We start from the raw sequence: 23,466 nt of genomic DNA on the forward strand, positions 1-23,466 counted from the left end.
TGCGGTCGCGACTTACGTCGCTCCTACAGGGGGCATCGCGCGATGACCGCAGCCTCGCTGTTCCCGATGCCCGACGTCCGCCTGGTCGCCGGCGTCGATGAAGCCGGTCGCGGACCGCTGGCGGGCCCGGTCGCCGTCGCCGCGGTGATTCTGGATGCGTCGCGCCCCATCGCCGGACTGAACGATTCCAAGCAACTCAGTGAAGCGAAACGCGAGGCGCTGTTCCCCCTGATCCAGGAGCGCGCGCTGGCGTGGCACGTGACCTTCGTCGAGCCCGCCGAGATCGATCATCTCAATATCCTGCAGGCCACCCTGGAAGGCATGCGCCGTGCCATCGCCGCGCTCCGGCCACTGCCGGAACTGGTCCGCATCGACGGCAACCGCGCTCCGAAAGGCCTCGACTGCATGGCCGAGACGCTGGTCGGCGGCGACGCGATCGAACCCGCCATCATGGCGGCGTCCATCCTGGCGAAGGTGTCGCGTGATCGCCTGATGGTGCGGTTGCACGCGGACTTCCCGCAGTACGGCTTCGCCGTGCACAAGGGTTATCCGACGCCCGCGCACCTGCGCGCGCTGGCGGAACACGGACCGTGTCCCCACCACCGGCACAGCTTCGCTCCGGTGCGGGCCGTTCTCGCGCCACGGTAGTCGTGGGTGCGCCCGGCGGCGCATGACCGACGGCACCCTGTCCATGGTCACGATGGCTTCCTGCAGACGCGCGCACAGCTGCGGGCCGGCAGCATGGTCACGCGGTCCCGCCCCCTGCCGGGACCGGCCCCCACGAGGCTTGTCATGACCCTGTCCACCACCTCCCTCCCCTCCCCGCTTTCCACTGCGCGCGACATCGACGACGAACGCCTGCAGCTGCTGCGCTGCATGCTGGCCGACCGCGACTGGACGCATGACCCCGGCCTGCGCACCCGCCTGCAGCAGGCCATGGCCACGCTGAGCTCACCCACCGCGATCACGATGGATGAGGCCACCTGGACCCTGATCGCCGACGAGACCGCGGGTTACCTTGATTTCCGCCGGCTGCGCAATCTCGAGGCCCAGCTGCGCGGCTGCCCACGGGATGCCCTGCATTTCACCCGCGCCGACTGGGAAGTCCTGCGCGTGGCCGAAGCCGCCCTGGAGCACCAGCTGCGCCACGTGCGCGACAGCAGCTATGCGCCCGAACCGGTACCGCTGTTCCGCATCCACTGATCTCTCTTCGCCCGCGCCTCCGCACGCGGGCCGCCGCACCCCGATCCCCGGGTTTTCCCCTGAGCCGTCCCCGTGGACGGCTTCTTTTTTGCCTTGGCGTGGGCTTTCCGTCGGCCCGGGAAAGTCAAGCCTTGCCCCTCCCCACCGCCGCCGGTACGCTGCCCCGACAGCCTTCCGAGCCGGCATGTCTTCCCGTTTCGTCCACCTGCACCTGCACACCGAGTTTTCGCTCGCGGATTCGATCATCCGCGTGCCCGAGAAACCGGACCACGCCGATCCGAAGAAAGCCAAGCAGCCCAACCTGCTGAGCCGCGCGGTCGAGCTGGGCATGCCCGCGCTGGCGGTCACCGACCGCAACAACCTGTTCGCACTGGTCAAGTTCTACAAGGCCGCCGAAGGCGTCGGCATCAAGCCCATCGCGGGCGCCGATGTGATGATGGCCGATGGCAGCGATGCGCCGTGGACGGTGACGCTGCTGTGCCGCGACCGCGAGGGCTACCTCTCGCTGTCGCGCCTGTTGTCCCGCGCCTGGATGGAAGGCCACCGCACCGACGGCGTCGCCATCCATCCGGATTGGCTGCGCGCCGACCATGACGGCCTGTTCGCCATCATGGGCCGGCAGAGCATGGCGGGGCGCCTGGCCCAAGGCGGGCGCCATGATCTGGCCGAGCAGCACCTGGCCGACTGGCAACGCAGCTTCGGCGACGACCTGCACCTGGAACTGACCCGCACGCAGCGCGACGGCGAAGAAGCCTTCAATGCGTTCGCCCTGCATGCCGCCGGTGCACGCGGCCTGCCGGTGGTCGCGAGCAATGATGTGCGCTTCCTGTCGCCGGACGGGTTCGAGGCGCACGAGGCGCGCGTGTGCATTTCCTCCGGTCGCGTGCTGGACGACCCCAAGCGCCCGCGCGACTACAGCGCCGAGCAGTACATGAAGTCGGGCGAGCAGATGGCCGCGCTGTTCGCCGACGTGCCGGACGCCATCGACAACACGCTGGCGCTGGCGCAGCGCTGCAACATCGAGATGCGCCTGGGAACCTACTTCCTCCCGGCCTATCCGGTGCCCGACGACGAGACGCTGGACAGCTGGATCCGCAGCCAGTCGCACGCCGGACTGAAGGCACGCCTGGAGAAGAGTCCGCTGGCGCCCGGCCACACGCGCGAGGACTACGAGAAGCGGCTGGATTTCGAGCTCGACACCATCTGCAAGATGGGGTTCCCCGGTTACTTCCTGATCGTGGCCGACTTCATCCAGTGGGGAAAGAACAACGGCATCCCGATCGGCCCGGGCCGCGGCTCCGGCGCCGGTTCGCTGGTGGCGTGGGCACTGCAGATCACCGATCTTGACCCGTTGCCTTACGGCCTGCTGTTCGAGCGCTTCCTCAACCCGGAACGCGTGTCGATGCCCGACTTCGACATCGATTTCTGCATGGACCGGCGCGACGAGGTGATCGACTACGTCGCGCGCAAGTACGGCCGCGACCGCGTCAGCCAGATCATCACCTACGGCACGATGGCGGCCAAGGCCGTGGTGCGCGATGCCGGCCGCGTACTCGGCTTTCCGTACGGCCTGGTCGACGGCGTGGCCAAGCTGATCCCCAATATCCTGGGCGTATCGCTGAAGGATGCGATGGGCGAAGGCAGCAGCGAGGCCGCCTCGCAGGAGCTGATCGACCGCTACCGCGATGAAGACGACGTCCGCGACCTGATCGACCTGGCGCGCCAGCTGGAAGACCTTACCCGCAACGCCGGCAAGCATGCCGGCGGCGTGGTGATCGCCCCATCGCCGCTGTCGGACTTCTGCCCGCTGTTCGCCGAACACGACGAGGACGGCCGCGGCAAGAATCCGGTCACCCAGTTCGACAAGGACGACGTGGAAGCGGTCGGCCTGGTGAAGTTCGACTTCCTGGGCCTGCGCACGCTGACGATCATCGACTGGGCGGTGAAGGCGATCAACCAGCGCCACGCGCGTGCGGACCTGCCGCCGGTGGACATCACCACCATCCCGCTCGACGATGCCAGCGTGTATCGCGATGTGTTCGCCAATGGCAACACAGGCTCGGTGTTCCAGTTCGAATCCTCGGGCATGCGGCGGGCGCTGAAGGAAGCCAAGCCCGACCGCTTCGAAGACCTGATCGCGCTGAATGCGCTGTACCGCCCCGGCCCGATGGACATGATCCCGTCGTTCGTCGAGCGCAAGCATGGGCGCGAGGAGTTCGAATATCCCGATCCGCGCACCCGGACCATGCTGGAAGAGACCTACGGCATCATGGTCTACCAGGAGCAGGTCATGCAGATGGCGCAGATCGTCGGCGGCTACTCGCTGGGCGGCGCCGACCTGTTGCGCCGTGCGATGGGCAAGAAGGTGCCGGCCGAAATGGCCAAGCACCGCGAGATCTTCCGCGAGGGTGCCGCGAAGGGCGGCGTGGACGAACGCAAGGCCGACGAAATCTTCGACCTGATGGAGAAGTTCGCCGGCTACGGCTTCAACAAGTCGCACGCCGCCGCATACTCGCTGGTCGCCTACCAGACGGCATGGCTCAAGAAGCACTATCCCGCCGAATTCATGGCGGCCACGCTGTCGTCCGACATGGACAAGACCGACAAGGTGGTCGGCTTCCTCGACGAGGCGCGCGGACTCGGCCTGACCATGCTGCCGCCGGACGTCAACCATTCCGATTTCATGTTCGTCGCCACCGATGCCCGCACGGTCCGCTACGGCCTGGGCGCGGTGAAGGGCGTCGGCCAGGGCGTGTGCGAGAGCATCGTGGAAGCGCGCCGCGGCGACGGGACCAGCGCCAGGCAGGGTCCGTTCGCCGACCTGCTCGATTTCTGCAAGCGCGTCGATTCGTCCAAGTTGAACAAGCGCGCTCTGGAAGCGCTGATCAATGCCGGCGCGCTGGACGCGCTGGGCCGCAACCGGGCATCGCTGGCGCTGCAGTTGCCGGAAGTCCTGAAGGCCATCGACCAGATCAGCAAGAACCGCAGTGCCGGGATCGTCGACATGTTCGGCTCCAGCAGTGGCGGCGACGACATCCACGTCGATCTGCCCGAAACCGACGAATGGCCGCTGACCCAGCTGCTGCACGGTGAGCGCGAGACGCTGGGACACTATCTCAGCGGCCACCCCATGGATCCTTACCGCGAGGACCTGCGCTCGCTGGTCGGTAACGACCTGGGCAATCTGGACGCGATCTGGGCCAACCAGTCGCCCGGCGAGAAAAAAGGCTGGCGCCCCGAAGTGTCCTGCGTGATCGCAGGCCAGGTGGTCGGTGTGCGACGCAAGGGGGACAGCCAGGTCTTCGTGCAGCTGGAGGACGGGTGCGGTCGCATCGAATGCAGCGCGTTCTCCGACGCCCTGGCCGAGTTCGGTCCCCTGCTGACGCGCGATCGCGTGCTGGTCATCAAGGGCGGCCTGCGCGAGGACGAGTTCAGCGGTGGCTACAGCCTGCGCATCCGCCAGGTATGGGACTACACCCAGCTCTGCCAGCAGCACGCGCAACGCCTGCAGCTTCGCCTGGACCTGCGCGTGCCCGGTCTGTGGCAGCGCGTCGATGCCCTCCTTTCGCGGCACCGGCCCGGCGGTACGCCGTTGCGGCTCGACCTGTTGATGGCGGCGGGAACGTCCGCCATCGCCGGCATGCTGGACCTCAATGGGCAGAAGGCCGTGCGCGTGGACACGGAGCTGCTGGATGCGTTGCGCGCCCTGCCCGGCGTACGCACGGCCAAGCCCGCGTTCCATCGGCCCTGGACGCACTGACACAGCGCGTGCACCGCATCACGGCCCTACACCCCCGTACGTGACCGTCCGGACGCTTCGGCTACACTTTCCCCCTTTCCGGCCCCTGGCCCGCAGATGAATCCGAACTACCTCGATTTCGAACAGCCCATCGCCGATCTGGAAGCCAAGATCCAGGACCTGCGCACCGCCAGCACCGGCCCGGCGGTGAATGTCGATGCCGAGGTGCACGCGCTGCAGGACAAGCTGCGCATCCGCACCGCGCAGATCTTCCGCGATCTCTCGCCGTGGCAGGTCTCGCAGCTGGCCCGCCACCCGGCACGCCCGTACACGCTGGACTACATCAAGGTGTTCTGCGACGAGTTCCAGGAACTCGCCGGCGATCGCGCGTTCGCCGACGACGCCGCCATCGTGGGCGGCCTGGGCCGCATCGACGGCCGCAGCGTGATGATCATCGGCCACCAGAAGGGCCGCGACACCAAGAGCAAGATCGCCCGCAACTTCGGCATGCCGCGCCCCGAGGGCTACCGCAAGGCGCTGCGGCTGATGAAGATGGCCGAGCGCTTCAAGCTGCCGCTGCTGACCTTCATCGACACCCCGGGCGCCTATCCGGGCGTGGGCGCGGAAGAGCGCGGCCAGTCGGAGGCCATCGCGCGCAACCTGATGGAAATGGCCGAATTGAAGGTCCCGATCATCTGCACGGTGATCGGCGAAGGCGGCAGTGGCGGCGCGCTCGCCATCGGCGTCGGCGATCGCACGCTGATGCTCGAGTACGGCACCTATTCGGTGATCTCGCCGGAAGGCTGCGCGTCGATCCTGTGGAAGGACGCCGCCAAGGCCAAGGACGCCGCCGAGCAGCTGGGCCTGACCGCCAAGCGCCTGCACGGACTCGGCCTGGTCGACAAGGTCGTGCGCGAGCCCATCGGCGGCGCGCACCGCAATCCCCGCCAGATGGCCGTGCGCCTGAAAGCCGTGCTGCTCAACGAACTGGATGCGCTGGAGCAGTTGCCGGTCGAACAACTGCTGCAGAAGCGTTACGAGCGCCTGCGTGGCTACGGCGCGTACGAAGCCGCCTGAGCGCTGCCCTTAGCTCCACTGAAGCGCCGGTAGACCCGGCGCTTTTTCATTACGGTCGCTCGCGTTCAGAGCGACCTGAGGAAATCCACCAGCGCGCGACGGTCCTCGGCACTCATCGCCTCGAAACGCTGCTTCGCCGCCGTGCCCTGCCCGCCGTGCCAGAGCACCGCCTCCTCGAGCGTGGCGGCGCGACCGTCATGCAGGTAGCGAACGTTCGGATCGATTGCCGCTGCCAGACCCAGTCCCCATAACGGCGCAGTGCGCCATTCGCGCGCGGTGGCGCGGCCTTCGACATAGGTGTCGGCCAGGTCGGGCCCCATGTCGTGCAGCAGCAGGTCGGTGTACGGCCTGATGGTCTGATAGCGCAGTTCGACGAACCGGTGATGGCCCGTGCGCAACTCCGGCGCGTGGCAGGTACTGCAGCGGGCGGCCTCGAACAGCTGCGCTCCGCGCTTGACGCGCAGTTGCCGGGCGCGCGCCTGCGCATCCTGCTCCAGCGGGTTGTCGAAGTCCCGCTTCGGCGGCACGCCCAGCAGGCTCAGGTAGAGCGTGGTCTGGTGGATGTCGGCTGCGGTCAGCTTCGCGCTGCCGCTGTTGACCTGCGCGCAGGCCGTGCCCTGGCTGCCACGTGCGCATTCCAGCGACGACATCAACGGCGAAGTGACGCCCATGTCGGTGTTGAACGCCAGCGAGGTCTGCTGTTCCAGCGTGGCGGCGGCGGCCTTCCAGCCGAAGCGCCCCACGCGACTGACACCGGCGTCGCGCGGATCGGCCACGATCTGCAGCCGGCCGGCCACGCCGTCCGGATCGGCTTGTTGCGCCAGCGCCAGGCGTTCGAGCTGTTGTTCGGGCACGGCTTCCAGCAGGCCCAACCCTGTCAGCGAGGGCGCCACGCGTACCGACAAGGCGCTGGGCAACGCCAGCGGCTGGCCGGCACGGTCGCGCAGGGCGTAGTTCGGCCGGCGCAGCACGTAGCCCGTGCCATCGGCGTAGCGACCCGGCAGTTCCGTGTAGCCGGTGAGCACCAGCTCGGCTTCACGCCCGTCCACGTTGGCCCCGGCCTCGCGATAGGTTCCCTGCTGCAGGCGCAGGCCGAAGCGCGCATCCGGTGCCTGCGTGCCTGCGCCGGCCACGCCGACGAACACGCCCAGCCGGTCGAGCGGTGCGCCCACCACCGGCGAACTGCGCCCGTTGCCCGCATGACAGTCCACGCAGCGCGTCTGCGAGAACCGGGGTGCGGTCTTGCCCGCATGCGCGGCGAACACCGTGTTGCTTTCTTCCGAATGGCGGCCGCTCGCGAACGAGGTATGGATCAGCCGGCGCCCTTCCGCCCATGGCTGCATGTTGTAGCCGGCGATGTTGTGCGAGGCCTGCTGCAGCATGCGGAACGGCTCGCTGGACGTGTCTTCGTGCAGCGTCATCCACGGCCCTGCGCTGAGCGCTTCCGCCGGCATGGCCAGCGAGTCCAGCGGCCGTTGCACGCCATAGCCCGGGCCGCGGTACCAGGACACGATGCCATGCGAGCCTGCGCGGTAGACCAGCGCTTCGGCGTAGTAGTTGAAGCGGCCGATGGCATCCGGATTGCCGGCCAGGAAGATGCCCAGTTCGAACTCCACCAGGTCGCCCTTGCGCAGCGGACGGTGGGCCTCGTTGGCGGCGGTACGGATTTCCTTCACCAGCACGAAGGCATTGCCGGGCGCGCCGGCCGGAGGCGTGTAGTTGCTGCCGGGATCCTGTCCGAACTGCGCGTAGCCGGCGATCGGCGTCTGCGCGAGCACGCCGCCGGGCAGCAGCTTCATGCCGCCGTTGTCCGCATACAGCGCCACCGACGTGGGCTCGAGCGGATCCTCGCTGCGCCGCCCGATGTAGCCATGGCGGAAATTGGTGCCGTACCAGTAGTGCTGCGGCTTGACGACGATGGTCAGGATGCGCTGTTCGCCGGACGTGCCGGGCACCGCATCGTCATGGATCAGGATCTCGTGCGTGCGCCGTTCGAAGTACTGGGGCGGGAAGACCTGGTAGCTGTCGTCGACAATGGGCTCGCGCGCATGGCGGTCGCGCACGCGGCCGCCCACATGGGTGACCAGCGTGCCGTCGTCCTGGGTGTACTGGATGGGGGCCGCATCGTCGGGCCACAGCAATGGCTGGTAGCTGGCGGAAGGCGGCACCTGTGGCGGCGGCGGAATCAACGGATGCGATCCGTTCTGGCGCACCGGCTGCGGTTCGCCGACGGCCAGGTGGAACTGCTGCGCGGGCACCGCGGCGCACGCGATCTGCTCGATGGAGGCGCCGGCGGTCGTCGAAGCGCCCACGATGCCGATGCATTTGCCGCTGTTGACGTTGACGATCCGGTAGCGGTCGCTGGTGTCGACGCGCTGCAGGCGGAAGCGTTGCGCGCCGCTGCCGTTGTCGTCCCATTGCTGGACGATGACATGGTCGGCACCGGAGGCGGCCGGAATGTCGGCCGACTTCTGCGTCGCCAGGTTGCGCAGGCGGTACTGGCCGGCCGTGGTCTCGGCGATATCGAAAAACTGCCGGTGCAGCGTGCCCTCGCAGGCGGACTGCACCAGTGGCGTGCCATTGGCGGTGCTGCCGTCGCGCACCTCGATGCAGAGCCCGCTCAGCACGCTGGCGATGCGATAGCGACCCGGTGGCACCGGATCGTCATTGATGTTCTGTGGCGCAACGGCCTGGGCTTCCGCGGCGGCGGTGACCGCCATCGCCTGGCTTGGAACCGACGCCGGCACCAGGCGGCCCCTGCTCCAGAAAGGGGCATCGCGCGGGTCGTCGGTCGACGCGGAGCATGCCGCGAGCGACAGCGAAGCCAACAGGACGGAAGACGCCAGCACGCGACGATGCAGGGCGACTGCAGGACAGGGGCGATGCATCGGGATACCGACTCCTTGGGGACGCGTGGGGTACGTCGGCGGCGCCACGGCGTCTCTCCCCGAGACGCGGCGGCACGCCATCCAATGGCAGGACGCGGCATGGTCGCAGAGGCATCTCCATGCCGCTGTGACCGATGCCGCACAACCCGCCGGCCCGCACGCGGGTGGCCGCAGTCGTTTCAACCGTTTCCCCGCTACCGGCTGGCGTCGGGCACGTGGATGACGGATGCTTGACGCTCCGCCGACGGCGCCGCGCTACCCGCATGAGTCCACTCCTCCTGCTCTCCTTCGCCCTCCAGATCGCCTGCTGCGTGCATGTGGTACGCACCGGAAGACCGCTCTACTGGGTCTTCATCCTGCTGGTGTTCTCCTTCATCGCGGTGATCGTGTACTTCATCGCCGAGATCCTGCCGGATCTGCGGCACAGCCCCTCGGCGCGGCGCACGGTGCGCAACGTGCGGAACCGGATCGATCCCGAACGCGACCGCCGTGACGCAGCCAGGCTGCTGAAGGCCGCGGACACCCCGGAGAACCGTCGCCGGCTGGCGGAAGAAAGCCTGCGCAGCGGCGATTACACGCACGCCGCCGAACTGTACGAGCAGGCACTCAAAGGCCTGTATGCCACCGATCCCGACCTGATGCTGGGGCTGGCGAAGGCGCAGTTCGGCATGGGCGACGCGCAGAAGGCACGCGATACGCTGGATGCACTGATCACCGCCAATCCGGGTTTCCGGTCCGCCGACGGCCACCTGCTGTACGCGCGTGCCGTGGAGGACACCGCAGACGCGGCCGCCGCCATCCACGAATACGAAGCCGTGGTACAGGGCTATCCCGGCGAGGAGGCCCGCGCCCGCTTCGGCCTGCTGCTGAAACGGCATGGAGAGCAGGTGCGCGCACGCGTGGTGTTCCAGGAGATCCTCGATCGGTCCGACGCAGCGCCACGCTACTACCGTCGCGAGCAACAGGACTGGATCGCCGTGGCGAAGCGCGAACTCGCGACGCTCCAGGACTAGCCCGGTCCGCACGATGCGACGGACGGTTGATCGCGATCAATGCCGGGGGGCGGTGGACACGCGATGATGCAGGCAGCGATCGGCACCGCGCCGATCCACGCGCAGGAGGGTGGCCATGGACCTGCTTTCGTTGCCCTGGTGGCTGCTGCCCACCGTACTCTTCGTGCTGCCCGTGCTGGTGGCGCTGGCGGTGAACCGCTGGCGCTTCCACCGCACCGGCGTCAGCCAGCATCTCGTGCTGGGTCTGTTCGTGGGTGCCTGCTGGATCGCCGCGCTCATCGTCATCCTGCAGCAACTCCGATGAGCATCCGGCATCCGCTCATGCCGCCTCGCGACGATCCGCAAGCAGCGCGTCCTTGCGCTGGCTGAGGTCTTCCTCCGCGCGCAGGTAGACGTGCAACAACGCCTCGTCGACCGCGGAAGCGGTGGCCGTGCCCACCAGCAACTGCATCCCGTGTCGCTGCCGCGCAGCGTGTGCGGCCGCACGCAGCGCATCGATCCGTGCCTCCATGCCGGTTCCCTTCAGCAGCACGACGAACTCGGCGCTGTCGGTGACGCGACTGACGTGATCGCCGAGATCATGGCGCACGCACGCGTCGAAGATGGACGCGAGTTCCTGCAGGGTCCGCTCCAGCATGCGCTCGCCCAGCCGGCGAGCCTCCTCCGCCATGCCCTGTGCCTCCACGATCACCACGCACCACGGCTCACCCGGCGCCACGGACGCCTCGCCATGACCCTGCAGCGCCACCACCGCCCGGGTTTCGTGATGCACGCGATGGGCATCCAGCAGCGCGACGGTGATCCGTGCGAGCGCCCGCAACGAAGCCTTCTGCTGGTTGCTCAGGCGGCGCGGGTGGGTATCCACCACGCATACCGTGCCCAATGCCTCGCCCGTACCGGCCACCAGCGGCATGCCGGCATAGAACCTCGCCTTGACATCGCCCGTGACGATGGGGAAATCGGCGAAGCGCTGGTCTTCGCTCAAGTCGGATATCTCGAGCAGTTCATCCGGTTGCCGGATGGCGTGGTCGCACACCGCAGTGTCGCGGGTGGTTTCATGGTCATCCAGGCCGATGCGCGCCTTGAACCACTGGCGGTCGCGGTCGATCAGCGACACGACGGCGATGGGCGTGCCGCAGATCGCGGCAGCCAACCCCACCAGATCGTCATAGGCCGTGCCGGGCAGGGTATCCACGGCATGGTAGCGATCCAGCGCATGTTGGCGCCGACGTTCGTTGTCGCGGGTGTCGGTGGAAGATGGGTTCACGGCGGGTCCTCGTGTGGGGCGTGGACATGGTCGACGCGCACCGGTTCAGATCCCGTCAACGGCAGCGGAAATCGCAACTTCCATCACATTGTGCTGCAGGCCGCGCGTATCGTCGCTAGCATGCGTGCATGGATGCCGCGCCATCGCCCCTGCCGCTGTTGCCCGCACGCGCCGAGAGCCGCGTATGGGTCGCGTTGAGTGGCGGACTGGATTCGACGGCATTGCTGCACCGGCTGGCCCACGACGCATCGCATCGTCGCCACGGACTTGCGGCGATCCACGTGCACCATGGCCTGCAGCTCGACGCCGATGCGTGGGCGGCGCATTGTTCGGCGCTGTGCACCGCGCTGGACGTACCGCTGCAGGTACGGCATGTACAGGTGGACACCACGCGCGGCGAGGGAACCGAAGCCGCCGCACGCCGCGCGCGTCAGCAGGTGTTCGCCTCTGTCATGGATGCCGGCGATATACTCGCCACGGCGCATCACCGCCAGGACCAGGCGGAAACCTTCCTGTTGCGCGCACTGCGTGCCTCCGGTCCCGATGGCCTGGCGTCCATGCGGCCGTGGCGTACGTTTGGTCCGGGCTGGCAATGGCGTCCGCTGCTGGAAACACCGCGCGAGGCATTGCTGGCATACGCCGACAGGTTCGCGCTGGAATGGATCGAGGATCCCAGCAACGCGCACACCGACTTCGACCGCAACTTCCTGCGCCACGAGATCCTTCCCCTGTTGCGGCAGCGCTGGCCGCACGCGGACGCAGCCTTCGCACGCAGCGCGGTCCTCAGCGCGGAGACCCTCGAACTGCTGGAGGCACTGGACCGGCAGCTCCTGGCGACGGCCGCCACGGCGGATCCCGCCGCCTTGAACGTCGCGCCGCTGCGCGCAGCCGGTCCCGCGCAGCGCGCACGCGCACTCCGGCGCTGGATCGACGCACTCCGCCTGCCGCCACTCCCGGCCGAAGGCGTGGCGCAGATCGAGGCACACCTGCTGGAGACACGGGCGGATGCGCAGGCAGAGTTCGCCTGGCAGGACGCGATCGTGCGGCGCTGGCGTGGCCTGCTTCACGCCGAACGGCAGCGCCCCGCCTTGCCGGTGCACTGGCAGACCCCGTGGGATGGCGTGGCGCCCATCCGGTTGCCTGATGGCGGCACGCTGTCGCTGGAAGGCGGGCGCCACGGTTTCGGGACGCCGCTGCGGCTGACGGCGCGCCAGGGCGGCGAACGCATCGCGCTGCCGGGCCGCTCGCACCGGCATGCGCTGAAGGACGTGCTGCAGTCGCTCGGCATTCCCCCCTGGGAACGCCGGCAGCTTCCGCTCGCCTGGCAGGGCGACCGCCTGTGGGCGGCAGGCGACGTGGCGCTGTCGGCCGAATGCGATGCCTGGCTGCGCGCGCAAGGCGCCCGCCTCGTCTGGCGCCGCGGCTGAATCACCGTCGCGTTGACCTGATCGCGACCGATCCCCACACTTGCGGCATGGCAAAGAAAATTTCCCCGGACGCCTCCCCCGTCGCCCACTTCGAACAATCGCTGGACGAGCTCGAGCAACTGGTCGAGAAGATGGAACACGGCGACCTGAGCCTGGAAGCATCGCTTGCGGCCTACGAACGCGGCGTGGGCCTGTACCGGCAATGCCAGGCGGCGCTCGAGCAAGCCGAACTGCGCGTGCGGCTGTTGAGCGATCCGGAGCAGCCGGAGGACGGCGAAGCGTTCGCCCCCGCGCCCGATGGCCGCTGATCCCCGCTTCGCCGACTGGGCGGCGGGCCTGGAAAACCATCTCGACCGCGTGCTGCCAGCGGCCGATGCGGCGCCGCATCGCCTGCACGCCGCCATGCGCCATGCCGTGCTCGGGGGTGGCAAGCGCATGCGGGCCTTGCTCGTCTACGCCAGCGGCACGCTGTTGCAGGCGGATGAAGCCACGCTGCATGCGCCCGCCGCCGCAGTCGAACTGATCCACGCCTATTCACTGGTGCATGACGACCTGCCTGCGATGGACGACGACGACCTGCGTCGCGGCAAACCCACCGTGCACATCGCATTCGACGAAGCCACCGCCATCCTCGCCGGCGACGCACTGCAGACGCTGGCGTTCGAGCACCTGGCGTGCGCCGATGCACCCGCCCTGCTGCGCGTGGACTGGCTGGCCACCCTGTCGCGTGCTTCCGGTGCCGTCGGCATGTGCGGCGGGCAGGCGCTGGACATCGACGCCACCGGTACGCAGCAGACACTGGACGCACTCGAGCGCATGCATGCGCTGAAGACCGGTGCGCTGATCCGCGCCGCAGTGCGGATGGGCGCGCAGGCCGGCGCCGCCGACACGGGCACGCTCGCGCGACTGGATGATTTCGCCACCGCGCTGGGCCTGGCATTCCAGGTGCGCGACGACATCCTCGACATCGAAGCCAGTTCCGAGCAGCTGGGCAAGACCGCCGGCAAGGACGTGGCCCAGGCCAAGTCGACCTATCCCGCACTGCTGGGCATGGACGGTGCGAAGGCCAAGCTGGAGGAACTGGCTGCCGCGATGCGCGATGCGCTGGTGGGCCATGGCGCGCGTGCCGATGCGCTGCACGCACTCGGCGAACTGGCGGTCCGTCGCGCGCATTGACCTGCCGGGCCTGCCGGCGCGAAAAGAAAAAGCCCGGCGTTGCCGGGCTTTTTCATGCGACTTCAAGCGCGCTTTACTTGATCAGGCGCAGCGCGAACGGGTAGCGATACGCTTCGCCGTTGTTGGCCTTCACGCCACCGATGATCGACAGCACCAGCGCGGCAATGCCGATCAGCGGCATCAGCAGCAGGCCGATCAGGACGAACGCCAGGATCCACGAGATCACGAACGCGATGAACACCGTGATCTGGAAGTTCAGCGCTTCCTTGGACTGGTCGGTGACGAAGCCCTTGGAGGCGTCATCCTTGCTGATCAGCCAGATGATCAGCGCGCCGATCGGGCCAGTGACGATGCCCAGCAGGTGGGACAGCAGCGCCATGGTGCGCTGGTCCTGCGGTGCGTCGCCCGCGGTCGGCGGCGGAGGCGGTGCGGTGACGTTGTCGAATTCGCTCATCTAGTGGATCCCCGAAATGGTGAGGTGGGCGGTCGAGCGCTGCGATCCCCCGCAGCACTCCGCGTGCCAAGCATAACGGGTAACGGCGTCACCGTCGGCCACGTCGTGGCCGACGGGCGTCATTCGCCCGCCACGGTCATCCGGCCGACCAGGATCGACCCGACGCCGGCATGGGACCGGCGGTCCACATCGCGACCCACGGCCTCGATGCCGGCGAAGATGGCCTTGAGGTTGCCGGCGATGGTGATGCCATCGACCGGGTACGCGAGCGCACCGTCCTCGACCCAGAAGCCTGCCGCGCCGCGCGAATAATCGCCCGTCACCCCGTTCACGCCCTGCCCCATCAGTTCGGTGACGAGCAGGCCGGTACGCATGCCGGCGAGCAGATCGTCGAAGCCGCCCGCGTTCGCCTTCACCTGCAGGTTGTGCACGCCGCCGGCATTGCCGGTGGTCTGCAGGCCGAGCTTGCGCGCCGAATAGCTGCCCAGCACGTAACGCTCGAGCACGCCATCGCGGATCAGGTGCGAACGCTTGGTCGCCACGCCCTCCGCATCGAAGGCCGAAGAGCGCAGGCCATGCGGCAGCAAGGGAAGCTCCTCGATGGCGAACCAGTCGGGAAAAATCCGCTGGCCCACATGGTCGAGCAGGAAGCTCGCACGCCGGTACAGCGCGCCGCCGGAGACGGCACCCAGCAGGTGGCCGATCAGTGAACGCGCCACCTCGGCCGAGAACAGCACGGGGTATTCGCCGGTCGCCAGCGAGCGCGGCTGCAGGCGTGCCACGGTCCGCGCGGCGGCCTTGCGGCCGATGGCCGACGGATCCTCGAGTTCCAGGTGCGACAGCGCCGTGCTGTACCAGCCATCCCGTTGCATGCCATCGCCCTGCCCCGCGATCAGCGCGCAGCCGATGGTGTGCTGCGTATCGCGCTCGCGGCCGATGAAGCCGTGCGAATTCGCGTAGACGGACAGACTTTCGCCGCTTCCGATGGATGCGCCGTCGGAGTTCTCGATGCGCGCGTCCGCCTCGCGCCCGGCCGCTTCGCAGGCCAGCGCCAGATCCACGGCACGGTCCATGTCGAGCGCCCAGGGATGCCAGACGTCGAGATCGGGGAACGCCCCATCCGCCTGCGGACGCGCCATCAGTGCGGCATCGGCAAGGCCGGCCGCTTCGTCGTCCTCGGTGTAGCGGGCGATGGCGCAGGCCTGTGCGACCGTAGCTTCCAGGCTCTCCTCGCGCAGGTCGGCCGTGCTCGCACTGCCCTTGCGCTGACCGAAGTAGACCGTCACGCCGATGCCGCGGTCACGGGTGGACTCCACGGTTTCCACATCGCCCAGGCGGACGCTGACGTTGAGCCCGGTTTCTTCGCTGCAGCTCACCTCTGCCTGGGTGGCGCCCTGCGCCCTGGCGCGTTCGAGAAGACGCTGCGACAACACCTCCAGGCGCTCCAGGCGGGCCAGGCTGTCGTCGGGGGAAGTCAGGGCGGTGACGTTCAATGCTTTATCCTTGTGTCCTGTGATCCGCGCCCGGGCGCCGGATCGGTATTGGATCAGGCTTCCACGCGATGCGGCGGAAGCGTCAGAGAGGTTCCACGATGCGCGGACGCGACCCCGAAACCGGCGAATTCCTTGGCCCCAGCCGCACCCAGCAACGGGGCGAGGCGCTGGAGATCCGCAGCCTTGCCGAGAAACTGGTGGCGCTGCCGACCGCGCAACTGGCGCGCCTGCCGATTCCCGAAGATCTCATGCCGCACATCGTCGAGACGCAGCGCATCACGTCGCACATCGCCCACAAACGCCAGTTGCAGTTCCTGGCCAAGCAGATGCGGCGCGAAGACGACGAGGTGCTGGAAGCCATCCGCGATGCGATGGACGAGGGTGGCGAAGCCGCGCGCCGCGAAACCGCCCTGCTCCACCACGCCGAGCAATGGCGCGACCGCCTGCTGGCCGATGGCGATGCGGCGCTGGCCGACCTGCTGGAGGCATTCCCGCAGGCCGACCGCCAGAAGCTGCGCCAACTGGCGCGCAATGCCAGCGAAGAACGCGCGAAGAACAAGCCGCCGCGCGCGTTCCGCGAATTGTTCCGCGAAGTGCGCGAGCTGCTGGCCGACGCGAGCGCTGCGCAAGACGGCGACGAAGACGACGCGCTCTAGCCCCTCTCGCCTCGGGAGAAGGGTTGGGGTGAGGGTACGGCGAAGTCCATGTTGCGCACACGTCATGGACGTCGCCCAACCCTCATCCACCCTGTGGGCACCTTCTCCCGGGGGGAGAAGGAGGAAAGCATGGGACGCTTCACGCCTTCGTCCCACCCACCGTCAATCCTTCGATCAACAATGACGGCTGGCCCACGCCTACCGGTACGCTCTGGCCGTCCTTGCCGCAGATGCCGACACCCTGGTCCAGCGCCAGGTCGTGGCCGACCATCTTCACCTTCTGCATGGTTTCCGGACCGTTGCCGATCAGGGTGGCGCCCTTCACCGGCGCGGTGATGCGGCCATCTTCGATCAGGTAGGCCTCGGTGGCGGAGAACACGTACTTGCCGCTGGTGATGTCGACCTGACCGCCGCCGAAGTTGACCGCGTACAGGCCCTTCTTCACCGAGCGGATCATGTCCTCCGGGTCGTGCTGGCCGGCCAGCATGTAGGTATTGGTCATGCGCGGCATCGGCAGGTGCGCGAACGATTCCCGACGGCCGTTGCCGGTGGGCGCCACGCCCATCAGGCGCGCGTTGAGCGCGTCCTGCATGTAGCCCACCAGTACGCCATCCTCGATCAGCGTGGTGCAGTTCGTCGGCGTGCCTTCGTCATCGATATTGAGCGAGCCGCGACGGCCCGGCAGCGTGCCGTCATCGACGATGGTGACGCCCTTGGCTGCCACCTGCTGCCCGATCCGGCCGGCGTACACGCTGGTGCCCTTGCGGTTGAAGTCGCCTTCGAGCCCATGGCCGACCGCCTCGTGCAGCAGCACGCCCGGCCAGCCGCTGCCCAGCACCACCGGCATCACGCCGGCGGGCGCGTCGATGGCATCCAGGTTCACCAGCGCCTGCCGCAATGCCTCGCGTGCCAGGTCTTCCGGCTTGCCGTCGGCGAACAGTTCGGCATAGCCGTAACGTCCGCCCATGCCGGCGTAGCCGGATTCGCGGCGTCCGTTCTGTTCGACGATCACCTGCACGTTCAAGCGCACCAGCGGACGCACGTCGGAAGCCAGCACGCCGTCGCTGCGCGCGACCAGCACAGTGTCGATGCCGCCGGACAGGCTGGCGGTGACCTGCTGCACGCGCGGATCGGCGGCGCGCAGGAAACGGTCCACCGCACGCAATGCCTCGACCTTGGCATCGTTGCCCATCGCATCGATGGGATCGTCGCTGGCATACAGCGCGTGGCCGCCACTGCGCACCAGCGTGCGCGGGGAATGCGCGGCTCCGTCGCGCGCGATGGCGCGCGCGGACTTCGCCGCATCCAGCAGAGCCGGTGCGTTGATGTCGTCGGAGTAGGCGAAGCCGGTCTTCTCGCCGGAAATCGCGCGCACGCCCACACCCTGTTCGATCGAGTGGGCGCCGTCCTTGACGATACCGTCCTCGACCGTCCAACTCTCGCGACGCGCATGCTGGAAGTACAGGTCGCCGAAATCGATGCCCGGCCCCAGCAAGGTACCGAAGGCGCGATCCAGGCCGGACGGGTCCAGGCCAGCGGGCAGAAGGAGACGGGTTTCGGCGAGCGTGATCGGCAGGGTCATGGTCATCACAATGGGGACGAAAAGCGCTGCCGGCAAGGACGCCCTCGCCGACCGGCGGATTCAGGGGGCGCCAGCGCTGTCGGCGCGATCGTCGCTTCGGACGCGCGATTGCTCGCGCCCCACCACTTCGACCTTGGGCGATTTCCACGGACCGGTGACGCGGTAGGTCTTGGCGCCCATTTCCGCCAGCGGCTTCTTCAGCACGGCGTTGGCCACCGCACCCACGGCGGCGCCGATGGGCCCACCCGCCACCGCGCCCACGGCGGTGAGTACGTTGGCGGATTTCGGCTTCACGTCCACGGTCTGGTCGAACCGCTCGGCCCGCAGGTCGGTGTCGCCGCGGATCAGGATCTCGGCGGCGGGGCCGTCGATCAGCAGGTTGTCGCTGCGCGCCATCCCGCCGGTGAGGCGGATGTCACCGTCGATGCGGTTGAACGCAAAGCCCTTGGCGAAGAAATCGCTGAAGTCGAGCATCAGGCGGCGACGTACTTCCGCCACGCTCAACAGGCCCAGCACGCGGCCCGCACCGGGCTCGACCTCGAGCAGGTGCCCGTCCCGCGCGGCAAGCTTCACGCTGCCCTCCAGCGCGGCCAACCGGAAGCCCGCCGGACTGCCCGACCAGCCGGCCTCGGCGGTGATCTGCCCATGGCCACCCCGCACACGGTCGCCCAGGCCCAGGTCGTCCAGCAGTTCGCCGAAATTCTCGCTCTTCACGTCCGCAGCGAAGCGCGTCCGTGCCGCGACACCGGTACCCGTCCACTGGCCGCGCACATCGATCTGCTGCCCCGGCGAGCGCAACTGCAGCGCGTCGACATGCATGCCGTCCGCCTGCTGGCGCGTGCGCAGCTTGGCGGCACCCAGGTGTGCATCGCCGAAGCGCAGATCGTCGATATCCAGCGACAGCGGAGGAATGGCGGCAGGGTCGAAGTCGTCCGTGGCGGCGCGCACGGTCGGGTCGGTGCGCGGTGCGCCACCCGCACTCGCCTTGCGCCAATGGACGCGCGCGAGCTTGCCGGCAATCGGCGCGCCCTTGGCATCAGGCACCAGCAGCGCACCGGACAAGGCCTCGCCATCCAGCGAGACCGCGAGCGCCTGTTGCGCGGGGGCGAGCTGCAGGCGGGTATCGGGAAAGGAAGCGCCGATCATGAGCAACTGATCCGCGGTCACGTCGACATGGCGCAGTGGCAGGCTGTCGCTTCCACCGCTGCCGCCGCGCGCCACCGCCACCCACTCCATCGCGTCCAGCGTGCCGGTATGTCCGGTGGCCACCAGCCCGGACGGCGGAGGCGCATCCTTCACCTCGCTGCTGCCCAGCACCACGCGCACACCGGTCTGACCATTGCTGGCGCGCGCGCGCAGCGCGAGCACCTTGCCGAAGGCCACGTCGATCTGTCCGCTGCCCATCGGCAACGGCGCTCGCACGGTTGTCGCCAGCGGCGTGGTGGCGGATTTGCGCAGCGGCGCCGGCAGGCTCATCGCGGTACCCACCAGGTCCGATGTCAGGTTGAGTTGCGTCGGCGCTGCGGTCTTGCCTGCCGCCACGCGCGGGATGTTCACACCCACCGTCCATTGCGAACGTCCGTCCATGTAGGGCTTCAGCCACGCCATCTCGGCGGCACGGTCCAGCAGGCGGTCGGCTTCGACCATCGCGGACAGGTCGGCTTCGAACGCCTGCGTGCGATCGCGCGTGCCACTGCCTGCGCGCAGGCCAAGTACCCCGGCCTGCCCGTCGTGCACGACCTGCAGCGGCCCCGAGGCGAACCCGCCATCGTCATAGCGCGCCTTGCCACGTACGTCGTCGAACACGAGGTCCCAGCGTTTTTCCGCCAGCTGCGCACCTTTCAGGTCCACCGTGCCGGCCAGCTTCTTGCGTGCCTGCTCACCCGCGTGCAGCGGTTGCAACAGATCGAACGTCGCCGCCACCGGGCCCTTGGCCTGCAGATGGTCGAGCGTGTCGCCATAGGTCTTGTGCAGCGGACTCTGCCGCAGCAGCGCGAGCAGCTTGCCCGCATCGGTCTCGGTGCGCGCGATGATCTTCAGGTCGGCATCGCGGAAATCGGCGATGCCGGCCTGGAACGCCGGAATCGTCACGCCCGCCAGCGCCCCTCGTCCCTGCAACTGGAACCCGTTGCCGATGAAGGCGATCTCGGCGTCGACCTGGTCCAGCTGCGGCCACTCGGGCTGGAACTTGAACTGGCCATCGGCGATGCGGGCGACCGCTTCGAACCTGCCGTTCTGGTGGAGGAACGGCCAGTCGTCGAGGTCGCCACTGACGATCGCGCGACCTTCCCGCACGGTGCCGCCCACCAGCGCGGTATTGAGCCAGTTCACTGCGGCCTTGGGCATCTTGTGGTGGATCCAGAATCCCTTGGCCACCGGCACCGGCGCATCGGCCAGGTCCGCCGCGATGTCGATCCACGGTCGCGTGCCATCGCCCTGGAACCACATGCCGCCACGCACGTCGGCAGCGTAATCGGTCCCCTGCACGTGCAACGCCGAAGTCCCCACGCGCCAGCCCGCGCCTTCACGCCACCCCACCACGTCGCCTTCCAGGCGCACGTCGTGCACCACTTCGAACCCGCTCGGCCAGTCGAAGCGCATCGTCGCTTGCGGAAGCAGCCGCAGGCGGAACCCCGCAGCGTCGCCATCGAAATCCCCCGCCAATCCGCGGATGCCGGGGGCATCGCCAACCGCACGGAACCCGATGTCACGCAACTGTCCTTCCACGCGCATCGGACCATTCCTGCGTCCGGCCAGCGCCAGCCGTGCGAGGCGCGCGCCGGGCCGCGCCTGGAACAGCCAACGGCGCACGCCGGGATCGATCTTGTCGCTGAGCCCGAGCACCGCCAACAGCGGTGCTGCATCCACCTGGTCCGCCAGCAAGGCGTAACGCTCGCCGCCGGCCAGTACCAGGCCGTCCAGCGTCTGCACGGCAGGCGCCGTGCCCACCCGCAGGCGCGGAGCATCGAGTCGCCAGCCACCGGCCACCAGGCGCCAACGCATGCGTCCTTCCATCTGCTCGAAATCGATGCGCGTGGGTGCTGCCGATGTCGGCAGCGGCGCGCCACGCAGGCCCACCTGGCGCAGGTTGGCGTCCGCCGTCACCATCACCACGCGATGCCGGCGCAGTTCCGTCCAGGCCCGCACGCGACCGTTGCCGCGCTCGGCCACCACGCCGGCGTAGCGCAGCAACGGCGACCAGGCGCCGATATCTTCCGCAGCCACATCGAGATAGGCACGGCCATCGCCGGCCTTGCGATCGAAGTCGACCGCCACGTTCAGTGGCGCCGCGTCCTTGCGTATCCATGCCCGCGTGCCGGCGCGCACGCGATCGCCCTGGACGCGCAGGCGCAGGTCGATTTCGGGCAGGCGGATATCCCATCCCAGCGACGGTGCAATGATCGCAAGCCGTCCGTCGATGACCTGCAGCTCACCCAGACCTTCAAGGCTCTTCAGCGGGTCTTCGGTGGATTGCTGCTGCCCGGGCAGGCCCCGTACCGACCAGCGTCCGTCGTCCTCCCGCTGCAGCGTCAGCGCCAGGCCGCGCAGGCGCAACTCGGTGAAGGAGCGCCCTGGCAGCAGTCCGCCATACATCGACACCAGCACTTCTGCCTGGCCGATACGCACGCCGGCATCGCCTTCACCCAGGCGCAGCCCATCGAGCTGCAACAGCGGTCCGCGGCGTGTCCATTGGGTCTTCACCGCATCGAAGGCGACGGGCCGGCCGGCGCGTTCGCTCAGCCATGCCGCGACCCGATCGGGATGCCGCTCCGCCAGCGGCAGCACCTGGCTGGCGATGCCGAGCACCACAGCCATGCATACCAGCACCACCGCGATGCCATAGACGGCACTGCGGCGAGCCAGGCGCAGGCGGCGGCGCAGCGGGGTGGGCATCAGCTCGCTGCGCTCGCCGTGCTTTGCGATCCGGAATGCGGGACTCGAGAAGACACGAGTCGCGCTTCGCTTGTGCGAACCGCCCACCACGCATCACGAATCACGGCTTCACAGCAACACGACATCGAACTGCTCCTGCAGATACTGCTCGTCCGCCTGGAAACGGATCGACTTGCCGAGGAATTCCTCCAGTTCCGCCACCGCGGACGATTCCTCGTCGGTGATGCGGGCAACGACTTTCGGCGAGGCGATCACCAGCAGGCGCGCGGCCTCGAACTGGCGCACCGCGCGGGTGATCTCGCGGAAGATCTCGTAGGTGACGGTTTCGGCCGTCTTGATGGCGCCACGCCCGCTGCATTCCGGGCAGGGCTCGGACAACTGGCGCGCCAGGCTTTCCACGGTGCGCTTGCGCGTCATCTCCACCAGGCCCAGCGGCGAGAACTCGTACACCGTGGTCCTGGCGTGGTCCTTGGCCAGCGACTTCTCGAGCGTGCGCAGCACCTGGCGGCGATGCTCGGGATCATCCATGTCGATGAAATCGATGATGATGATGCCGCCCAGGTTGCGCAGGCGCAGTTGGCGCGCGACGGCCTGCGCGGCTTCGAGATTCGTGCGATAGACGGTCTCTTCCAGATTGCGCTGGCCGAGGAACGAGCCGGTGTTGACGTCGACCGTGGTCATCGCCTCGGTCTGGTCGATCACCAGGTAGCCGCCGGACTTCAGCGGCACCTGCTTGTCCAGCGCGCGGCCGATTTCATCTTCGACGCCGTACAGGTCGAAGATCGGGCGCTCGCCGGTATACAGCTCGATGCGCTCCGCGAGCACCGGCATGTACTTGGCGACGAACGCCTGCAGGCGCTCGTAGGTTTCGCGCGAATCCACCTTCACCTTCTCCACGTCCTTGCGGATCAGGTCGCGCACGGCGCGCAGCGGCAGGCTCAGGTCTTCGTACAGGATGCTGCACGGCGGCAGCTCGCGGCCGCGCTTCTCGACGATGTTCCAGACGCGCGACAGGTAGGCCAGGTCCTCGGCCAGGGCTTCCGCCGGCTGGCCTTCGGCATTGGTGCGGATGATGTAGCCGTGTCCGCCATGCTGGGCGGCGAGATCGGTCACCACCTGCTTCAGTCGATGGCGCTCGGCATCGTCCTCGATGCGCGCGGAGACGCCGATCACCTTGGACTGGGGCAGCAGCACCAGGTAGCGCGACGGAATGCTGATCTGCGTGGTGAGCCGCGCGCCCTTGCTGCCGATGGGATCCTTCACCACCTGAACCACGATGTCCTGCCCGTCGCGCAGCAGATCCATGATCGGCGCCGGCGGCGGTGCGGGCAGCGGGGCCTCCTCGCCATCCACCACCGCGCCAGGCGAGGAGCGCACAATGTCGTTGGCATGCAGGAATGCCGCACGGTCCAGGCCGACCTCGACGAAGGCCGCCTGCATGCCTGGCATCACCCGCTGCACCTTGCCCTTGTAGATGTTGCCGACCACGCCCCGGCGCCAGCCGCGCTCGATGTGCAGTTCCTGCAGCATGCCGTTTTCGATCACCGCAACGCGCGTTTCGCGCGGGGTGACGTTGACCAGGATTTCTTCCGACATG

Annotated in this window: 17 protein-coding genes; 10 read left to right on the forward strand and 7 right to left on the reverse strand. The window is 68.3% G+C overall.

Features of this window, described 5'->3' with window-relative positions; genetic code table 11:
- Positions 1-42 precede the first annotated feature (42 nt).
- The 4 genes from rnhB (at position 43) to AC3DET_RS03390 (ending at position 6,019) form a co-directional block, all read left to right on the forward strand.
- Positions 43-648 carry a ribonuclease HII gene (gene rnhB, locus AC3DET_RS03375; RefSeq protein ID WP_337730292.1) on the forward strand — a complete coding sequence of 202 codons (606 nt, stop codon included), beginning with the start codon at positions 43-45 and terminating at the stop codon, positions 646-648.
- Positions 649-792: 144 nt separating this feature from the next.
- On the forward strand, positions 793-1,203 hold the full coding sequence (locus AC3DET_RS03380; protein WP_488390709.1) for a hypothetical protein: 411 nt from the start codon (positions 793-795) through the stop codon (positions 1,201-1,203).
- Between the two features lie 184 nt (positions 1,204-1,387).
- Complete coding sequence (gene dnaE, locus AC3DET_RS03385; protein ID WP_488390710.1) at positions 1,388-4,963, forward strand: DNA polymerase III subunit alpha; 3,576 nt, start codon at positions 1,388-1,390, stop codon at positions 4,961-4,963.
- Between the two features lie 96 nt (positions 4,964-5,059).
- On the forward strand, positions 5,060-6,019 hold the full coding sequence (locus AC3DET_RS03390) for an acetyl-CoA carboxylase carboxyltransferase subunit alpha (RefSeq protein WP_192200571.1): 960 nt from the start codon (positions 5,060-5,062) through the stop codon (positions 6,017-6,019).
- A gap of 65 nt (positions 6,020-6,084) precedes the next feature.
- Here AC3DET_RS03390 and AC3DET_RS03395 read toward each other — a convergent pair whose 3' ends face one another.
- Entirely contained in the window at positions 6,085-8,907 is a 2,823-nt protein-coding gene (locus AC3DET_RS03395; RefSeq protein WP_488390711.1) for a di-heme oxidoredictase family protein, read from the reverse strand.
- A 263-nt stretch (positions 8,908-9,170) separates the two neighbouring features.
- Here AC3DET_RS03395 and AC3DET_RS03400 point away from each other — a divergent pair, with 263 nt between their 5' ends.
- Complete coding sequence (locus AC3DET_RS03400; protein WP_488390712.1) at positions 9,171-9,920, forward strand: tetratricopeptide repeat protein; 750 nt, start codon at positions 9,171-9,173, stop codon at positions 9,918-9,920.
- Positions 9,921-10,035: 115 nt separating this feature from the next.
- Complete coding sequence (locus AC3DET_RS03405; protein WP_142123795.1) at positions 10,036-10,224, forward strand: hypothetical protein; 189 nt, start codon at positions 10,036-10,038, stop codon at positions 10,222-10,224.
- 15 nt (positions 10,225-10,239) lie between these two features.
- On the opposite strand, the gene AC3DET_RS03410 is transcribed toward AC3DET_RS03405, so the two are convergent.
- Positions 10,240-11,187 (reverse strand): GAF domain-containing protein, encoded by a 948-nt coding sequence (locus AC3DET_RS03410; protein WP_488390713.1) that lies wholly within the window; start codon positions 11,185-11,187, stop codon positions 10,240-10,242.
- Between the two features lie 128 nt (positions 11,188-11,315).
- Here AC3DET_RS03410 and tilS point away from each other — a divergent pair, with 128 nt between their 5' ends.
- From tilS to AC3DET_RS03425, 3 genes are read left to right on the forward strand one after another with little or no spacing between them, the layout of a single operon-like run.
- Entirely contained in the window at positions 11,316-12,614 is a 1,299-nt protein-coding gene (gene tilS, locus AC3DET_RS03415; RefSeq protein WP_488390714.1) for a tRNA lysidine(34) synthetase TilS, read from the forward strand.
- A gap of 47 nt (positions 12,615-12,661) precedes the next feature.
- Positions 12,662-12,922, forward strand: a complete 261-nt coding sequence (locus AC3DET_RS03420; protein WP_337730299.1) for an exodeoxyribonuclease VII small subunit — start codon at positions 12,662-12,664, stop codon at positions 12,920-12,922.
- Complete coding sequence (locus tag AC3DET_RS03425; protein ID WP_488390715.1) at positions 12,912-13,790, forward strand: polyprenyl synthetase family protein; 879 nt, start codon at positions 12,912-12,914, stop codon at positions 13,788-13,790. Before AC3DET_RS03420 ends, AC3DET_RS03425 begins: the two co-directional genes overlap by 11 nt.
- A 73-nt stretch (positions 13,791-13,863) precedes the next feature.
- Here AC3DET_RS03425 and AC3DET_RS03430 read toward each other — a convergent pair whose 3' ends face one another.
- Positions 13,864-14,244, reverse strand: coding sequence for a DUF4870 domain-containing protein (locus AC3DET_RS03430; RefSeq protein ID WP_192200564.1), 381 nt, complete (start codon positions 14,242-14,244; stop codon positions 13,864-13,866).
- 119 nt (positions 14,245-14,363) lie between these two features.
- Positions 14,364-15,737: a metalloprotease PmbA gene (pmbA, locus tag AC3DET_RS03435; RefSeq protein WP_488390716.1), complete on the reverse strand. Its 1,374-nt coding sequence runs from the start codon at positions 15,735-15,737 to the stop codon at positions 14,364-14,366.
- A 98-nt stretch (positions 15,738-15,835) separates the two neighbouring features.
- On the opposite strand from pmbA, the gene yjgA reads away from it, so the two are divergent.
- On the forward strand, positions 15,836-16,393 hold the full coding sequence (yjgA, locus tag AC3DET_RS03440) for a ribosome biogenesis factor YjgA (protein WP_192200562.1): 558 nt from the start codon (positions 15,836-15,838) through the stop codon (positions 16,391-16,393).
- A gap of 139 nt (positions 16,394-16,532) precedes the next feature.
- Here yjgA and tldD read toward each other — a convergent pair whose 3' ends face one another.
- From tldD to rng, 3 genes are all read right to left on the reverse strand, one after another.
- Positions 16,533-17,975, reverse strand: a complete 1,443-nt coding sequence (tldD, locus tag AC3DET_RS03445; RefSeq protein WP_488390717.1) for a metalloprotease TldD — start codon at positions 17,973-17,975, stop codon at positions 16,533-16,535.
- Between the two features lie 60 nt (positions 17,976-18,035).
- Positions 18,036-21,869: a YhdP family protein gene (locus AC3DET_RS03450; RefSeq protein ID WP_488390718.1), complete on the reverse strand. Its 3,834-nt coding sequence runs from the start codon at positions 21,867-21,869 to the stop codon at positions 18,036-18,038.
- A 108-nt stretch (positions 21,870-21,977) separates the two neighbouring features.
- On the reverse strand, positions 21,978-23,465 hold the full coding sequence (gene rng / locus AC3DET_RS03455; RefSeq protein WP_192200559.1) for a ribonuclease G: 1,488 nt from the start codon (positions 23,463-23,465) through the stop codon (positions 21,978-21,980).
- Position 23,466: the final 1 nt, after the last annotated feature.

The sequence above is a fragment of the Pseudoxanthomonas sp. 97-1-1 genome (assembly GCF_057773125.1).

Coding starts and splice junctions, on each gene's coding strand:
- rnhB (WP_337730292.1), top strand. CDS start 43: ATGACCGCAGCCTCGCTGTTCCCGATGCCCGACGTCCGCCTGGTCGCC.
- AC3DET_RS03380 (WP_488390709.1), top strand. CDS start 793: ATGACCCTGTCCACCACCTCCCTCCCCTCCCCGCTTTCCACTGCGCGC.
- dnaE (WP_488390710.1), top strand. CDS start 1,388: ATGTCTTCCCGTTTCGTCCACCTGCACCTGCACACCGAGTTTTCGCTC.
- AC3DET_RS03390 (WP_192200571.1), top strand. CDS start 5,060: ATGAATCCGAACTACCTCGATTTCGAACAGCCCATCGCCGATCTGGAA.
- AC3DET_RS03395 (WP_488390711.1), bottom strand. CDS start 8,907: ATGCATCGCCCCTGTCCTGCAGTCGCCCTGCATCGTCGCGTGCTGGCG.
- AC3DET_RS03400 (WP_488390712.1), top strand. CDS start 9,171: ATGAGTCCACTCCTCCTGCTCTCCTTCGCCCTCCAGATCGCCTGCTGC.
- AC3DET_RS03405 (WP_142123795.1), top strand. CDS start 10,036: ATGGACCTGCTTTCGTTGCCCTGGTGGCTGCTGCCCACCGTACTCTTC.
- tilS (WP_488390714.1), top strand. CDS start 11,316: ATGGATGCCGCGCCATCGCCCCTGCCGCTGTTGCCCGCACGCGCCGAG.
- AC3DET_RS03420 (WP_337730299.1), top strand. CDS start 12,662: ATGGCAAAGAAAATTTCCCCGGACGCCTCCCCCGTCGCCCACTTCGAA.
- AC3DET_RS03425 (WP_488390715.1), top strand. CDS start 12,912: ATGGCCGCTGATCCCCGCTTCGCCGACTGGGCGGCGGGCCTGGAAAAC.
- AC3DET_RS03430 (WP_192200564.1), bottom strand. CDS start 14,244: ATGAGCGAATTCGACAACGTCACCGCACCGCCTCCGCCGCCGACCGCG.
- yjgA (WP_192200562.1), top strand. CDS start 15,836: ATGCGCGGACGCGACCCCGAAACCGGCGAATTCCTTGGCCCCAGCCGC.
- tldD (WP_488390717.1), bottom strand. CDS start 17,975: ATGACCCTGCCGATCACGCTCGCCGAAACCCGTCTCCTTCTGCCCGCT.
- AC3DET_RS03450 (WP_488390718.1), bottom strand. CDS start 21,869: ATGCCCACCCCGCTGCGCCGCCGCCTGCGCCTGGCTCGCCGCAGTGCC.
- rng (WP_192200559.1), bottom strand. CDS start 23,465: ATGTCGGAAGAAATCCTGGTCAACGTCACCCCGCGCGAAACGCGCGTT.